Annotated in this window: 16 protein-coding genes; 9 read left to right on the plus strand and 7 right to left on the minus strand. The window is 70.0% G+C overall.

The genetic code is table 11. From position 1 onward, the window contains the following. Positions 1–2 precede the first annotated feature (2 nt). The 4 genes from QZV97_RS10240 to QZV97_RS10255 are packed head-to-tail and all read right to left on the minus strand — an operon-like array spanning position 3 to position 4,014. Positions 3–1,178 (minus strand): ABC transporter substrate-binding protein, encoded by a 1,176-nt coding sequence (locus QZV97_RS10240; RefSeq protein ID WP_295641696.1) that lies wholly within the window; start codon positions 1,176–1,178, stop codon positions 3–5. Between the two features lie 56 nt (positions 1,179–1,234). After that, the gene (locus QZV97_RS10245) at positions 1,235–2,275 is read right to left on the minus strand and encodes a branched-chain amino acid ABC transporter permease (protein WP_295641680.1); all 1,041 of its coding nucleotides are present in this window, start codon (positions 2,273–2,275) and stop codon (positions 1,235–1,237) included. A 7-nt stretch (positions 2,276–2,282) separates the two neighbouring features. Next, positions 2,283–3,161 (minus strand): branched-chain amino acid ABC transporter permease, encoded by an 879-nt coding sequence (locus QZV97_RS10250; RefSeq protein ID WP_295641681.1) that lies wholly within the window; start codon positions 3,159–3,161, stop codon positions 2,283–2,285. A 1-nt stretch (position 3,162) separates the two neighbouring features. After that, on the minus strand, positions 3,163–4,014 hold the full coding sequence (locus QZV97_RS10255) for an ABC transporter ATP-binding protein (protein ID WP_295641682.1): 852 nt from the start codon (positions 4,012–4,014) through the stop codon (positions 3,163–3,165). Positions 4,015–4,168: 154 nt separating this feature from the next. On the opposite strand from QZV97_RS10255, the gene QZV97_RS10260 reads away from it, so the two are divergent. Continuing rightward, positions 4,169–5,425, plus strand: a complete 1,257-nt coding sequence (locus tag QZV97_RS10260) for a lipoprotein-releasing ABC transporter permease subunit (RefSeq protein ID WP_295641683.1) — start codon at positions 4,169–4,171, stop codon at positions 5,423–5,425. Continuing rightward, positions 5,418–6,095: a lipoprotein-releasing ABC transporter ATP-binding protein LolD gene (gene lolD / locus QZV97_RS10265; RefSeq protein WP_295641684.1), complete on the plus strand. Its 678-nt coding sequence runs from the start codon at positions 5,418–5,420 to the stop codon at positions 6,093–6,095. The genes QZV97_RS10260 and lolD overlap by 8 nt, the downstream gene beginning before the upstream one ends. Before the next feature lie 13 nt (positions 6,096–6,108). Here lolD and QZV97_RS10270 read toward each other — a convergent pair whose 3' ends face one another. Further along, positions 6,109–6,795 carry a hypothetical protein gene (locus tag QZV97_RS10270; RefSeq protein WP_295641685.1) on the minus strand — a complete coding sequence of 229 codons (687 nt, stop codon included), beginning with the start codon at positions 6,793–6,795 and terminating at the stop codon, positions 6,109–6,111. A 123-nt stretch (positions 6,796–6,918) separates the two neighbouring features. Between QZV97_RS10270 and QZV97_RS10275 the strand changes: the two genes are divergently transcribed. After that, positions 6,919–7,338: a RidA family protein gene (locus QZV97_RS10275; RefSeq protein ID WP_295641686.1), complete on the plus strand. Its 420-nt coding sequence runs from the start codon at positions 6,919–6,921 to the stop codon at positions 7,336–7,338. Positions 7,339–7,375: 37 nt separating this feature from the next. Here the strand turns inward: QZV97_RS10275 and QZV97_RS10280 are convergent, their stop codons facing one another. Both QZV97_RS10280 and QZV97_RS10285 read right to left on the minus strand, forming a co-directional pair. Continuing rightward, positions 7,376–7,519, minus strand: a complete 144-nt coding sequence (locus QZV97_RS10280; protein WP_295641687.1) for a hypothetical protein — start codon at positions 7,517–7,519, stop codon at positions 7,376–7,378. Positions 7,520–7,657: 138 nt separating this feature from the next. Continuing rightward, entirely contained in the window at positions 7,658–8,209 is a 552-nt protein-coding gene (locus tag QZV97_RS10285; protein WP_295641688.1) for a cytochrome P460 family protein, read from the minus strand. Between the two features lie 151 nt (positions 8,210–8,360). Here QZV97_RS10285 and QZV97_RS10290 point away from each other — a divergent pair, with 151 nt between their 5' ends. From QZV97_RS10290 to QZV97_RS10315, 6 genes are all read left to right on the plus strand, one after another. Next, positions 8,361–9,191, plus strand: coding sequence for a TatD family hydrolase (locus tag QZV97_RS10290; protein WP_295641689.1), 831 nt, complete (start codon positions 8,361–8,363; stop codon positions 9,189–9,191). Beyond that, entirely contained in the window at positions 9,188–9,709 is a 522-nt protein-coding gene (locus QZV97_RS10295) for a DNA-deoxyinosine glycosylase (protein ID WP_295641690.1), read from the plus strand. The genes QZV97_RS10290 and QZV97_RS10295 overlap by 4 nt, the downstream gene beginning before the upstream one ends. Continuing rightward, positions 9,706–10,476: a spermidine synthase gene (locus QZV97_RS10300; RefSeq protein ID WP_295641691.1), complete on the plus strand. Its 771-nt coding sequence runs from the start codon at positions 9,706–9,708 to the stop codon at positions 10,474–10,476. The genes QZV97_RS10295 and QZV97_RS10300 overlap by 4 nt, the downstream gene beginning before the upstream one ends. Continuing rightward, the gene (locus tag QZV97_RS10305) at positions 10,473–12,314 is read left to right on the plus strand and encodes a GspE/PulE family protein (RefSeq protein WP_295641692.1); all 1,842 of its coding nucleotides are present in this window, start codon (positions 10,473–10,475) and stop codon (positions 12,312–12,314) included. Before QZV97_RS10300 ends, QZV97_RS10305 begins: the two co-directional genes overlap by 4 nt. A gap of 163 nt (positions 12,315–12,477) precedes the next feature. Then, the gene (locus QZV97_RS10310; protein WP_295641693.1) at positions 12,478–12,942 is read left to right on the plus strand and encodes a tripartite tricarboxylate transporter TctB family protein; all 465 of its coding nucleotides are present in this window, start codon (positions 12,478–12,480) and stop codon (positions 12,940–12,942) included. 15 nt (positions 12,943–12,957) lie between these two features. Further along, positions 12,958–14,125, plus strand: a 1,168-nt coding sequence (locus QZV97_RS10315; protein ID WP_295641694.1) for a tripartite tricarboxylate transporter permease, incomplete at its 3' end; no start/stop codon positions are given.

Here is a 14,125-nt window from a genome sequence, read left to right on the forward strand (position 1 = left end):
CATCACTTGTTGAGGTCGATCCAGTCCGACGCCGGCAGCATCTTCTGGGCCTTGAAGTCGGCCTTGTAGATGCGCCCGATCGGGATGGAGTTGCCCTTGATCGACAGCGGCACGCCGATGATCCCGCCGGTGTCGAAGTTGCGGATCGAGCTGAGGGCGATCTTCATGTTCTTGCCGTTGAGCTCGTTGCCGGCGTCGAGCGTGCGGCGCGCGGCCTCGGTCAGCAGCATCGCGGCCAGGAAGCCCTGCATGTAGCCGGTCTGCTGGTAGTCGGGGCGCATCTTGCGGATGCGCTCGAGCATCGGCGACTTGCCCTCGGTGTCGTAGTAGTAGCGGTAGGGCATCACGCCCATGAAGCCGTCGGCCGCCGGACCCATCTTCATGACGGTGGTGTTGTCCATCGTCCAGAAGGTGCCCATGAACTGCGACTTCAGGCCGAGCGACTTGGCCTGGTTGATGAACTCGGGGATCGGCGCCGACACGTAGCCGTGGAAGATGGTGAAGTCCGGGTCGGCGCGACGCAGCTTGACGATCTCGGCCGACACGTCGACGCTGCCCGGCGCGGTGACGATCTCGGTGGCGAGCTCGAGCTTCAGCGCCTTGATCGCGGTGCGCGCGGCGTCGACCGGGTCGCGGCCGAACTCGGTGTCGGAATAGACCAGCGCGACCTTGGCGCCCGGCTTGGTCTGGGCGATGTAGCGCAGCAGGATCGCGACCATCTCGCTGTAGTCGGGGCCGACCATGAACTGCAGCGGGTACTTGTCGGCGTTGCTGATCTCCTTGGCGAAGGAGGCGCCGGTCATCAGGATGCCCTGGTTGCGCTCGAGCTCGGGGTTGACCGTCTTCACGAAGCCGGTGGAGTCGGCGTAGTAGAGGTTGACCTTGTTGGCGCTGGTGATGCGCTTGAAGACGGCCATCGACTGGTCGACCTTGTAGCCGGTGTCCTCGACCACGTACTTGACCTTGCGGCCCTTGACGCCGCCGCCCTCGTGCAGGATGGTCAGGTAGTCCTTGATGCCGGCGTCGATCGCGATGCCGGCGAAGGAGAACACGCCGGTCAGCGGCATCGAGGCGCCGAAGACGATGTCCTCGGCCGGCGCGGCGGCCTTGGCCGCGGCCTTCTGCGCCAGGGCCGCCGGTGCCCAGGTCGATGCGGCCGTCGCCAGGCCCAGGGCCATCAGCTCACGCTTGTTGATCGTCATGTTGTCTCCTTGATGGTGAGGATGCGACCCGGTCAGGTACGGAAGGGCCAGAGATGGAACGTCCGCCGGGTGCGGCGCCACATCTCCGCGAGCCCGAGCGGCTCGAAGATCAGGAACAGGACGATGAGCGCACCGAAGACGATGGTGCGCACCGGCGACAGGATCAGCGTCGCGTTGCCCGACAGCGGCAGCGCGCTGACGACGAGCTTCAGCAGCTCGGGCACCAGCGTCATGAAGACCGCGCCGAGCACGCTGCCCAGCACCGTGCCCATGCCGCCGACGATCACCGCCGCCAGGAAGAAGATGCTCATCAGCAGCGGGAAGCTCTCGGGCGTCACCGCGCGGAAGAAGTAGGCGAACAGCCCGCCCGCGACGCCGGCGTAGAAGGACGAGATCGCGAACGACAGCAGCTTGTAGCGCAGCAGCGGGATGCCCAGCACCTCGGCCGAGATGTCGCGGTCGCGGATCGCGATGAAGGCGCGGCCGATGCGGGTGCGGAAGAGATTGGCCGCGCCCAGCAGCAGCAGGCCGGTGATCGGCACGATCACCCAGTAGAGCTTGAACGAGGTGTCGAGCTGCCGGCCGAAGATCGTCGCCGGCGGCACCGACAGGCCGGCCGTGCCGCCGGTGAGCTGGCTGAAGTGCGAGAAGACGAAGTGCGCGATGACGCCGGCCGCGATGGTCGCGATCGCCAGGTACAGGCCCTTGACGCGCAGCGAGGGCAGGCCGACCAGCACGCCGGCGAGCATCGCGACGACGCCGCCGCCCAGCAGGTTGAGCAGCATCGGCGTGCCGTAGCGCAGCTGCAGGATCGCCACCGTGTAGGCGCCCAGGCCCATGAAGGCCGCCTGGCCCAGGCTCACCAGGCCGGTGTAGCCGGTCAGGATGTTGAGGCCCATCGTGCTGGCGATGTTGATCGCGACCAGGCAGGCGAGGTAGAGCCAGTACTCGTTGGCGACGAAGGGGAAGAGCAGCAGCAGGCCGCCGCCGGCCAGCGCCCAGCGCTGTTGCGTGACGCTGTCGAACAGCGCCGCGTCGGCGGCGTAGCTCTGCTTGGCGGAACCGATCCTCATGGCGTGCTCACAGCCTTTCGATCTCGTGGGTGCCGAACAGGCCGTAGGGACGGACCATCAGGATCAGCACCAGCAGCGAGAAGGTGGCGAGCAGCTTGTACTCGCCGCCGATGTAGAAGCCGGCCAGCGCCTCGACCACGCCGACGATCACGCCGCCCACCAGGGCGCCGGCCACGCTGTCGAGGCCGCCGAAGATCACCACCACCAGCACCGACAGGCCGAACACGCCCATCACCGACGACAGCCCGCCGATCGATCCGACGACGATGCCGGCCACGCCGGCGATGGCGGCCGCGGCCATCCAGGTCATGGAGAACACCCGCGGCACGTTGATGCCGACCGAGTAGGCGGCGGCCTGGTCGGCCGCCGTGGCGCGCAGCGCGACGCCGCCGCGCCAGTAGCGAAACAGCAGCAGCACGGCGGTGATCAGCAGCACTGCGATCCAGAAGCCGTAGAAGATCTTCGGCGACACGAAGGCCTGGCCGATGACGATGTGCTTGGCGGGCAGGAACTCGGGCAGGCGTTGCTGGTCGGCGCTCCAGACCAGTTCGACCAGGCCGACCAGCATCGAGGCCAGGCCGACCGTCACCATGAAGGACGAGATCGGCGACTCGCCCAGCATGGGCCGGATCAGCGTGCGCTCGACGACCGCGCCGAACGCGGCCGACACCAGCAGCGCACCGGGGATGGCCAGCCAGATCGGCAGCGCGAAGCCGGCCGCGAAACTGAAGAAGACGTAGGCGCCCAGCATCAGCATCTCGCCGATCGCGATGTTGACGACGCGCGTGGCCTTGTAGATCAGCACGAAGGCCAGGCCGGTCAGAGCGTACAGGCCGCCGGTGCCGACACCGGCCAGCGTGATCTCGAAGAGCAGCCACCAATCCATGTCAGGCGGCTTTCCTGGCTGCAGCGCCGGCTTGCGCTGCCCGCTGGAAGCGCTCGCGCAGCGCCTCGACATTGCCGGACCCGAGGTAGGCCTTGACGACCTCCGGATTGCCCTGCACCTCGCCCGGCAGGCCGCTGGCGATGACCTGACCGAAGTTCAGCACCACGACGTGGTCCGACAGGTCCATGACCATCCCCATGTCGTGCTCGACCATCAGCACGGTGACGCCCCACTCGCGCCGCACCTCGAGGATGAAGCGCGCCATGTCCTCGGTCTCTTCGCGGTTCATGCCCGCGACCGGCTCGTCCAGCAGCAACAGCTTGGGCCGCATCGCGAGCGCGCGCGCCAGCTCGACGCGCTTCTGCAGGCCGTAGGACAGCGCACCGACCGGCGCCTTGCGGATGTGGTCGATCTCGAGGAAGTCGATGATGCGTTCCTCGATCTCGCGGCGCAGGTCTTCCTCCTCGCGCCGCGCCCCGGGCGTGTAGAACAGCGCCTGCAGCGCGTTCGTGCGCAGGTGGCAGTGGCGGCCGAGCTTGATGTTGTCCAGCACCGTCATGCCGCGGAACAGCGCGATGTTCTGGAAGCTGCGCGCCAGGCCCAGCGCGGCGCGCTTCGGCGGCGGCAGGCCGGCGAGGTCGTGGCCGTCGAAGACCATGGTCCCGGCGGCCGGGCGGTAGAAGCCCGACAGCGTGTTGAACACCGAGGTCTTGCCCGCGCCATTGGGTCCGATGACCGAGGTGATCGAGCCCGGCTCGACGCAAAAGCTCACGCCGTTCAGGGCCTTCACGCCGCCGAAGGCGAGCGACAGGCCATCGACCTTCAGCAGGCTGGGCGAAGCGGGAGCGGGCACCTGGTCTCCTGGAGCCGCCGCGCGACGGCAGGACTCGTTTGATTTCTACTCTTCGGTAGGAGATCGATTCTTGAGTAGCTTCGAGTCCGGCGCAAGCGCCGCGAGCCGGGGACAAACCCGGGGCCGCGCGGTCGCTCAGTTAGCATCGCCGCCCATGCGCAGCCCCTACGAGCTCCTGATCGGCTGGCGCTACACCCGCGCCGGGCGTGGCGGGCGGCGCAACGGCTTCATCTCCTTCATCTCCGGCGTGTCGATGCTCGGGATCGCGCTCGGCGTGGCGGCGTTGATCATCGTGCTGTCGGTGATGAACGGTTTCCAGAAGGAAGTGCGCGACCGCATGCTGAGCGTCATCGCGCATGTCGAGGTGTTCGACGTGCGCGGCGACGCGCTCGCCGACTGGCGTACCACCGCCGCCGCCGCGATGCGCAACCCCGAGGTCGTCGGCGCCGCGCCCTTCATCGCGACGCAGGCCCTGCTGGCGCGCGGCGAGGACATGCGCGGCGCGATCGTGCGCGGCATCGACCCCGCCGAGGAGCCGAAGGTGACGCCGCTGGCCGCGCAGCTGAAGGACAGCGCCTTCGCGCAGCTGCAGCCGGGCGCCTGGGGCATCGTGCTGGGCGGCGAGCTGGCTCGCTCGCTCGGCGTGCGCAGCGGCGATCCGGTCACGCTGGTCACGCCCAACGGCCAGGTCACGCCGGCCGGCGTGGTGCCGCGCTTGCGCCAGATGACGGTCGTCGGCGTCTTCAACGCCGGCCACTACGAGTACGACAGCGGCCTGGCCCTGATCCACGTCGAGGACGCGGCCAAGCTGTTCCGCGTCGAGGGGCCGACCGGCGTGCAGCTGAAGCTGCGCGACCAGCAGGATGCGCGGCGCGTCGCGGCCGAGCTGCAGGCCGACCTGGGACCTGGCGTCGTCGTGCGCGACTGGACGCGCACCAACCGCAACTGGTTCGACGCGGTGCAGCTCGAGAAGCGGATGATGTTCATCATCCTCACGCTGATCGTCGCGGTCGCCGCCTTCAACCTGGTCAGCACCCTGGTGATGACGGTCACCGACAAGCAGGCCGACATCGCGATCCTGCGCACGCTGGGCGCAAGCCCGCGTTCCATCATGGGCATCTTCATGGTCCAGGGCGCGGCCTCGGGCGTGATCGGCACGCTGGCCGGCCTGGGGCTGGGCCTGCTGGTGGCGCTGAACATCGACGTCATCGTGCCGGCGCTCGAGCGCCTGTTCAACGCCAGTTTCCTGCCGGGCAGCATCTATCTCATCAGCCGCATGCCCAGCGACCCGCAGTCGGCCGACATCGTACCGATCGGCGTGATCTCGCTGCTGCTGGCCTTCGTCGCGACGCTGTACCCGAGCTGGCGCGCCAGCCGCGTGCAGCCGGCGCAGGCGCTGCGCTATGAATGAGGGAGTCCTCTCGGCCCGCGGCCTGCACAAGCGCTACCGCGAAGGCGGGCTCGACGTGTCGGTGCTGCAGGGCGTGAACCTGCAGGTCGAGCGCGGCGAGACGCTGGCCGTGGTCGGCGCCTCCGGGTCGGGCAAGAGCACGCTGCTGCATCTGCTGGGCGGGCTGGACGCGCCCACCGCCGGCAGCGTGCAGCTGATGGGCGAGGACTTCGCGACGATGAGCGCCGCGGGCCAGGGCGCATGGCGCAATCGTCATCTCGGGTTCATCTATCAGTTCCACCACCTGTTGCCCGAGTTCAGCGCGCTCGACAACGTGGCGATGCCGCTCTTCATCCGCCGCCTGCCGCGCGAGCAGGCGCGCGAGCAGGCGCGTGCGACGCTCGCGGCCGTGGGGCTGGCGACGCGCACGGCGCACCGGCCGTCCGAGCTGTCGGGCGGCGAGCGCCAGCGCGTCGCCGTCGCGCGCGCGCTGGTCACGAAGCCCGCCTGCGTGCTGGCCGACGAGCCGACCGGCAACCTCGACCGCGCCACCGCCGACGGCGTGTTCGATTTGATGCTCGGACTGGCGCAGGCCCAGGGCACGGCCTACATCGTCGTGACCCACGACGAGTCGCTGGCCGCACGCTGCGGACGGCGGCTGCGGCTGGACCGCGGCGTGCTGTCGGCCTAGTGCCGCGACGACGTCACTGCACGTACATCACGCGCATGCCGACCGGATCGGCGCCGGCCCGCTCCATCACGCGGATGGTCGCCTGCCTGGGCTTGAAGCCCTCGGGCAGGGCCAGCGTGCCGCGCAGCGTCTCGTAGGCACCAACGGACACGGCGATCGGCGGCAGGGCATGAGCTGCCTCGGCGCCGCCGCCGGCCGGCGAGCCGGCGACGGTGAACTGCACGACGCCGGTGAAGGCCTTGGCCGACCGCGGCCGCGACAGCACCACGTCGTAGACCAGCTTGCCGTCCTGCTGCGTGAAAGTGGCGGCACGCACCGACACGCCGCCGCCGCGCGGATCGGGCGGCAGGGCGGCCAGCAAGGCCAGGTTGTCGTTGCGCAACTTGTCGGCGCCGCTGCGGCTGGCGCCCAGTTCGTCGGCGAGCGTCTTCTTCTCGGCCAGTGCGGTCTCGAGCTGACGCGTCGCGGTCGCCAGCGCGCCGTCGAGCCGCACGCGCTCGGCCTCGGCCTTGTCGAAGGCCGCGCGCAGCTGCACGGACTCCTGCGCCGACAGCCGCGGCGGCAGGTGATTGCGCTGCACGTACAACACGCCGGCCACGCCGATCGCCACGCCGAGCAACAACAGGAGCAACCAGCGCGGCACGCCGCGGCGACGGCGGCTGCCATAGGGGTCGAAGGCAACGGGTTTGGCGAGAGGCATCGGACGGAGCGGGGCAGCAGGGCAGTCGGCGGGAAGGGTAACGCCTGCGGGACCGTTGGGTGCAACACGATGTGCCAGGATCTAGCATCGCATCCTGACCCACTCCGCCGCCGGACCAGGCCCATGGACAGAAAACTCGTCAGCTCGGGCTCCAGCTTCGAGGCGCAGATCGGCTATTCGCGGGCGGTCGTCGCCGGCGACTGGGTGTTCGTCTCGGGCACGACCGGCTTCGACTACGCCTCGATGACGATCGAGGACGACGTGACTCGCCAGGCCGAGCAGTGCCTCAGGAACATCGAGGCCGCACTGCAGCAGGCGGGCGCGAGCCTGCGGGACGTCGTGCGCGTCACCTACGTGCTGCCGCGCGTCGAGGACTTCGAGCCCTGCTGGCCAGTGCTGCGGCGCTACCTCGGCGAGGTGCGGCCGGCCGCGATGATGATCTCGGCAGGCCTGGCCGACCCGCGCATGAAGATCGAGATCGAGGTCACCGCGCTCAAGCGGCGGTCGAACGATGCCGAGGCCGTCGTGGACCGCACGCCATGACGCAGCGCGGCGGCATCGAGTACGTGGACCGGCGGCGTCACTTCTTCCTGGCGGTGTCGGTGGTCGAAGCCGGCGGTGCGGCCGGCTTCTGCTGGTCGCCGATCACGCCCTTGAGCGGGCAGATCGAGAAGGCGGGGCACTTCTGGCAGCCGACGGCAACGGCAACGGGGCACAGGGTCATGGCGGGTCCTTCGGAGGGACTGGCTGGAACTCCGAGCATAGGCATCCGCCGAGCCGCTGTCCAACGCCGCCCGCCGAAAGGCAAGACGCCCGGTGCGATCGACTCGACACCGGGCGTCTGCGGCACGAGGCCGCGGGGTCACTTGCCCTTCTGCGCGAAGTGCTCGTCGTAGCGGAACACGAAGTCCTTGTCCTTCAGCGGCGTGTGGCAGCCGCGGCAGGCGGCGCCGGGCTCGGGACCCTTCTGGCCGTTGCCCAGGTAGGAGGCGTAGACCCAGTTGCCGTTCCTCAGCGCCTCGGGCACGTCCTCGCCCCAGCCCTTGTTCTTGCCCATGACGAAGGCGCGCAACAGGTCGCCCTTGACGAGCTTGCCGTCCGGCCCGGTCTCGAGCGTGCCGTCGGCCTTGGCCTTGGCGGCGTAGTTCTCCATGACGAAGACACTGCCGTTGGCGAAGCCGCCGGCGGCCGTGGCCTTGGCCGCGACCGGGTTCATGTAGATCTCGCGCACCTGCTTGGCGTCGGGGCGCTGCACGGCCGAGAGGAACTTGGGCCAGGTCTTGTAGTCGGCCGGCAGGGCGAGTTCGCCGTCCTTCAGAACGGGAACCGGCGCTTCCATCATGCCGGCGCAGCCGGCGACGAGGGTGGCTGCGGCGGCCAGGCCGAGCACCAGAGCGGTGGGGCGGAACTTCATCGTGGCATCCTCGGGGTGGTGAAAAACTGTCCTCGAATGCTAGGCCGAACGGCCGGAATCGGAAGCGGGTTTCCAGGTGCATCCGAATCCGGGGGCTCGCACGTAGTTCCTGCCCCGCGGCGGTTCGGTGGTTCCTGAGCCGGTGCCCCCCATGTGGATCGACACCCACTGCCATCTCGACGCGCCGGAGTTCGAGGCCGACCGCGACGCCATCGTGGCCCGGGCGCGCGCCGGCGGCGTCTGCCAGATCGTGCTGCCGGCCGTCGCGCCCTTCGACTTCGACACCGTTCGCGAACTGGCCCATGCCCATGGCCTGAGCTACGCGCTCGGCATCCACCCGATGTACACCGGCCCGCTGGACGACGGCGCGCTGGTGGCCCTGCGCGAGGCGCTGTCGGCGCACCGCGACGATCCGCGCCTGGTGGCGGTCGGCGAGATCGGGCTGGACCACTTCGTGCCGGGCCTGGACCACGACAAGCAGGACTACTTCTACACGCGCCAGCTGGCCCTGGCGCGCGACCTGGGGCTGCCGGTGCTGCTGCACGTGCGGCGCTCGGCCGACGCGCTGCTCAAGCAGTTGCGGCGCTTTCGCGTGAGCGGCGGCATCGCCCACGCCTACAACGGCAGTGCCGAACAGGCGCGCGCCTTCATCGACCTGGGTTTCAAGCTCGGCTTCGGCGGAGCGATGACCTTCGAGCGGGCGCTGCAGCTGCGGCGGCTGGCGACGGGCCTGCCGCTGTCGGCCCTGGTGCTGGAGACCGACGCGCCCGACATCCCGCCGCAGTGGCTGTACCGCACGGCCGCGCAGCGAGCGGCCGGCGAGACCAGCCGCAACGAGCCCGCCGAGCTGCCGCGGATCGCGGCCGAGCTGGCGCGGCTGCGCGGCATCGAGCCGGCCGCGCTGGCAGCGGCGAGCCGCGACAACGCGCATGCGGCCCTGCCGCGGCTGGCGGCGCTGGAGGCGGCCGAGGTGATCGCGTGAGGCCGACGCTGCCGGCGAGCGACGACCTGCTCCAGGGCCTGCCGCCGGTGGTCGGGCGGGCCACGCGCCTGGTGGTCCTCGGCAGCTTCCCGGGCGTCGCGTCCTTGCAGGCCGGGCGCTACTACGCGCATCCGCGCAACCAGTTCTGGCCGTTGCTGTCGGCGATCTGGAGCGTCGACCTGGCCGCGCTGCCCTACGCGCGCCGGCTGGCCGAGATCCGGGCCCGCGGCCTGGGCCTGTGGGACGTGTACGCCGCCTGCCGGCGCCAGGGTAGCCTCGACACGGCGATCCGCGAGGCCGTTCCCAACGACCTGGCCAGCCTGCGCCGGCGCGCGCCCGGGCTCGAGGCGGTGGCGCACAACGGCGGCGAGTCGGCCCGCGCCGCGGCGCTGACGGCAGCACTGGGCTGGACGGTCCATCGCCTGCCGTCCAGCAGCCCGGCCAACGCCAGCTGGTCCTTCGAGCGCAAGCTGGCGGCCTGGCGGGCCGTGTTCGTGCAGCACGGCCTGGTCGCATGAAGCCACGCATGCCGATCCTGGCGCCGGCCACGGTGTCCGAGTCCGACGGCGTGCGCTACCTGCACCTGGGCACGCCGTGGGTGCAGGGCGCGATGCGGATCGCGAAGCCGCAGAAGATCGAGCTCGAGTATGTACAGCGCATGATGGCCTGGACGCTGCTGCGCCCGGACCTCGGCGTCGCCGGTCATGCGGTGCAGCTGGGGCTGGGCGCCGGCTCGATCACGCGCTTCTGCCACAAGCCCCTGCGCTGGCGCACCACGGCGGTCGAGATCAACGCCAGCGTGATCGGCGTGTGCCGGCTGTGGTTCAAGCTGCCGGCCGACGATGCGCGACTGCAGGTCGTCGAGGCCGACGCCGGGGCCTACGTGGCCGACGCCCGGCATCACGGCACCGCCGACGCGCTGTGCGTCGATCTCTACGACCACGAGGCGGCCGCGCCGGTGCTCGACGACCTGGCCTTCTACCGGGGCTGCCACGCGCTGCTGGCCGACGGCGGGGTGATGAGCGTCAACCTGTTCGGTCGCGACGTGAGCTTCGGGCGCAGCGCCGAGCGCATCGCCGCAGCCTTCGGCGACGCGCGCGTGGCGATGCTCAGGCCCACGCGCGAAGGCAACACCATCGTGCTGGCCTGGAAGGGCGAGGCGTTGCCGCCGCGCAGCGTCCTGGCCGAACGCGCCGAGCGCATCGAGACTTCTTTCCAGCTGCCGGCGCGCAAGTGGCTCAAGCTCTTGCAGAATCTGCCGGACCGCGAGGCGACCGCCGCATGAACACCCGCACCTCCACCGCCCCCCGCCGCGGCGACAAGGCCGACAAGCCGGCGGCCGACGCGCCGCGCGGCCCGCTGCACTGGCGCCAGCTGGTGACCTGGCTGCTGGCCGACGGCGTGATCACGCTCGACGAAGGCAAGCGCGTCGCGCAGCGCTTCGGCGCCGGCGACAGCGCCCAGCACCCGCTGGTCCGGCTGGCGAGCGCCGGGCTGGTCCACGCGAAGACCGCGGCGGCGCTCGACGTCGAGGCCCTGACCGAGTGGCTGGCGGCGCACTGCAAGCTGCCCTATCTGCGCATCGACCCGCTGAAGGTCGACGTGGCCCGCGTCGCCGACGTGATGAGCGCCACCTACGCCGAGCGCCGCCGCGCGCTGCCGGTGCAGGTCGGTGCGACCGAGGCGCTGGTGGCGACCTGCGAGCCTTTCGACGCCGACTGGGTGCCCGAGATCGAGGCGCACACGCGCAAGACCATCAAGCTGGTGCTGGCCAGCCCGCCCGAGATCCAGCGCTACACGACCGAGTTCTATTCGCTGTCGAAGTCGGTGCGCGCGGCGCAGAAGAGCGGCGAGATCGCCGGCCCGGCCAGCTTCGAGCAGCTGGTCGAGATGGGCAAGAGCAACAAGCAGCTCGATGCCAACGACCAGGGCGTGGTGCAGGTCGTCGACTGGCTGTGGCAGTACGCCTTCGACCAGCGCGCCTCCGACATCCACCTCGAACCGCGTCGCGAGATGGGTGCGATCCGCTTCCGCATCGACGGCGTGCTGCACACTGTCTACCAGGTGCCGCTGTCGGTGATGAGCGCGATGACCAGCCGCGTCAAGCTGCTGGGCCGCATGGACGTGGTCGAGAAGCGCCGCCCGCTCGATGGCCGCATCAAGACGCGGCGGCCGGCCGCCGACGGCAGCGGCGGCGCCACGCGCGACGTCGAGATGCGGCTGTCGACGCTGCCCACGGCCTTCGGCGAGAAGATGGTGATGCGCATCTTCGACCCCGACAACGCGGTCAAGCCGCTGTCGGGGCTGGGCTTCGCGCCCCACGAGGCCAAGACCTGGGAGCAACTGGTCACGCGCTCGCACGGCATCGTGCTGGTCACCGGGCCGACCGGGTCGGGCAAGACCACCACGCTGTATTCCACGCTCAAGCGCCTGGCGACCGACGAGGTCAATGTCTGCACCGTGGAGGACCCGATCGAGATGATCGAGCCGGCCTTCAACCAGACCCAGGTGCAGGCCTCGATCGATCTCGGCTTCGCCGAGGGCCTGCGTGCGCTGATGCGCCAGGACCCGGACATCATCATGGTCGGCGAGATCCGCGACCTGGAGACCGCCGAGATGGCGATCCAGGCTGCGCTGACCGGCCACCTCGTGTTCAGCACGCTGCACACCAACGATGCGGCTGCGGCCGTCACGCGGCTCACCGACCTGGGCGTGCCGCCCTACCTGATCGGCGCCACCGTCATCGGCGTGCTGGCGCAACGCCTGGTGCGCACCTTGTGCCCGGCCTGCAAGCAGCCCGACGACGCAAGCACGACGCGCGAGGTGCTCGACGAGGCGATCAAGCCCTGGAAGCTCGGCGGCGAGTACCGGCCGTACAAGCCGGTCGGCTGCCTGGAATGCCGGCACACGGGCTACCGCGGCCGCGCCGGGCTGTACGAGCTGCTCGAAGTGGGCGACGCGCTGCAGACCTGCATCCATCCGCAGTACGACGCCGCGGCCCTGCGCCGCCAGGCCCTGAAGCAGGGCCTGCAGCCGCTGCGGCTGGCCGGCGCGATGAAGGTCGCCCAGGGCGTGACGACGCTCGACGAGGTCCTGCGTTCCACGCCGCGCTGGGAGCACTGAGGCCGCTCGCGGCGCGGCCGGCTCGCTGAGGCCCAGGGTTCCTGACATGCGGGCTGCTGCGCTGCAGCGCTACGTGTAAACCACACAGGGCGCGCGCGCGGCCCCTTCCTAGAATGCGCTGCACGCCAAGGGCCCGCCCGGCGATACAACAAGGAGACCGCGCGTGAAGATCAAGAGTCAACGCGACTTCGCGTCGGGGGTGATGTTCCTCGCCATCGGCGTGGGCTTCGCGATCGGCGCCACCAGCTACAGCTTCGGCACGTCGGCCAAGCCGGGCCCCGGCTACTTCCCGCTGCTGCTCGGCGTGATCCTCGCGATCCTCGGCTCGGCGGTGCTGTTCAAGTCCATCACCATCGAGAGCGACGGCGGCGACCCGATCGGCGACATCGCCTGGAAGCCGCTGCTGCTGATCCTGGGCGGCGTCGTGGTGTTCGGCCTGCTGCTGCCGCGGCTCGGCATGGTGCTCACGATCCCGATCCTGATCCTGATCGCGAGCCTGGGCGGCGACGAGTTCCACTGGAAGGGCGTGGTCGCCACGGCGGTCATCCTCACGATCGGCAGCTGGGGCATCTTCGTCAAGGGCCTGAGCCTGACCATCCCGGTGTGGCCGACCTTCCTGGCGGGTTGAAGCGAGGCGCACGACATGGATCTGCTCAACAACCTCGCGACCGGCTTCGGCGTCGCGCTGTCCTTCCAGAACCTGCTGTATGCCTTCTTCGGCTGCGTGCTGGGCACGCTGATCGGCGTGCTGCCGGGCCTGGGCCCGGTCGCGACGATCGCGATGCTGCTGCCGTCGATCTACGCGCTGGACGCGACCCCGGCGCTGATCATGCTGGCCGGCATCTACTACGGCGCGCAGTACGGCGGGTCCACCACCGCCATCCTGATCAACGTGCCGGGCGAGTCGAGCTCGGTCGTCACCGCGATCGACGGCTACCAGATGGCGCGCCAGGGTCGCGCCGGTGCAGCGCTCGCGACCGCCGGCCTCGGCAGCTTCTTCGCCGGCACCGTGGGCACGATGATCCTCGCGGCCTTCGCGCCGCCGCTGACCGAGCTGGCCTTCAAGTTCGGCCCGGCGGAATACTTCTCGCTGATGGTGCTAGGCCTGATCGGCGCTGTGGTGCTCGCCTCGGGCTCGCTGGTCAAGGCGATCGCGATGATCATCCTCGGCCTGCTGCTGGGGCAGATCAACACCGACGTGATCTCGGGCACGCCGCGCTACAGCTTCGACATCCCCGAGCTGACCGACGGCATCGGCTTCGTCGCGATCGCGATGGGCGTGTTCGGCTTCGGCGAGATCATCGCCAACCTCGGCCGTCCCGCCGAGCACCGCGAGGTCTTCACCAAGTCGGTCGGCGGCCTGATGCCGACCAAGGAAGACTTCAAGCTCGCCGCGCCGGCGGTGCTGCGCGGCACGGCGCTGGGGTCGATCCTCGGCGTGCTGCCGGGCGGCGGTGCGCTGCTGGCCTCGTTCGCGGCCTACACGCTGGAGAAGAAGGTCGCCAAGGACCCCAGCAAGTTCGGCAAGGGCGCGATCCAGGGCGTGGCCGGCCCGGAGTCGGCCAACAACGCCGGCGCGCAGACCAGCTTCATCCCGATGCTGACGCTCGGCATCCCGCCCAATGCGGTGATGGCGCTGATGGTCGGTGCGATGACGATCAAGGGCATCCAGCCCGGCCCGCAGGTGATGACCAGCAATCCGGACCTGTTCTGGGGCCTGATCGCCAGCATGTGGATCGGCAACCTGATGCTGGTGATCCTGAACCTGCCGCTGATCGGCATCTGGATCAAGCTGCTGACCGTGCCCTACC

It is taken from the genome of uncultured Methylibium sp., from assembly GCF_902826655.1.
Taxonomy (GTDB): Bacteria; Pseudomonadota; Gammaproteobacteria; order Burkholderiales; family Burkholderiaceae_C; genus Methylibium.

Bases quoted from the DNA above. Each gene is read 5' to 3' on its own strand.
- QZV97_RS10240 (WP_295641696.1), bottom strand. From the start codon at position 1,178: ATGGCCCTGGGCCTGGCGACGGCCGCATCGACCTGGGCACCGGCGGCC.
- QZV97_RS10245 (WP_295641680.1), bottom strand. From the start codon at position 2,275: ATGAGGATCGGTTCCGCCAAGCAGAGCTACGCCGCCGACGCGGCGCTG.
- QZV97_RS10250 (WP_295641681.1), bottom strand. From the start codon at position 3,161: ATGGATTGGTGGCTGCTCTTCGAGATCACGCTGGCCGGTGTCGGCACC.
- QZV97_RS10260 (WP_295641683.1), top strand. From the start codon at position 4,169: ATGCGCAGCCCCTACGAGCTCCTGATCGGCTGGCGCTACACCCGCGCC.
- lolD (WP_295641684.1), top strand. From the start codon at position 5,418: ATGAATGAGGGAGTCCTCTCGGCCCGCGGCCTGCACAAGCGCTACCGC.
- QZV97_RS10270 (WP_295641685.1), bottom strand. From the start codon at position 6,795: ATGCCTCTCGCCAAACCCGTTGCCTTCGACCCCTATGGCAGCCGCCGT.
- QZV97_RS10275 (WP_295641686.1), top strand. From the start codon at position 6,919: ATGGACAGAAAACTCGTCAGCTCGGGCTCCAGCTTCGAGGCGCAGATC.
- QZV97_RS10280 (WP_295641687.1), bottom strand. From the start codon at position 7,519: ATGACCCTGTGCCCCGTTGCCGTTGCCGTCGGCTGCCAGAAGTGCCCC.
- QZV97_RS10285 (WP_295641688.1), bottom strand. From the start codon at position 8,209: ATGAAGTTCCGCCCCACCGCTCTGGTGCTCGGCCTGGCCGCCGCAGCC.
- QZV97_RS10290 (WP_295641689.1), top strand. From the start codon at position 8,361: ATGTGGATCGACACCCACTGCCATCTCGACGCGCCGGAGTTCGAGGCC.
- QZV97_RS10300 (WP_295641691.1), top strand. From the start codon at position 9,706: ATGAAGCCACGCATGCCGATCCTGGCGCCGGCCACGGTGTCCGAGTCC.
- QZV97_RS10305 (WP_295641692.1), top strand. From the start codon at position 10,473: ATGAACACCCGCACCTCCACCGCCCCCCGCCGCGGCGACAAGGCCGAC.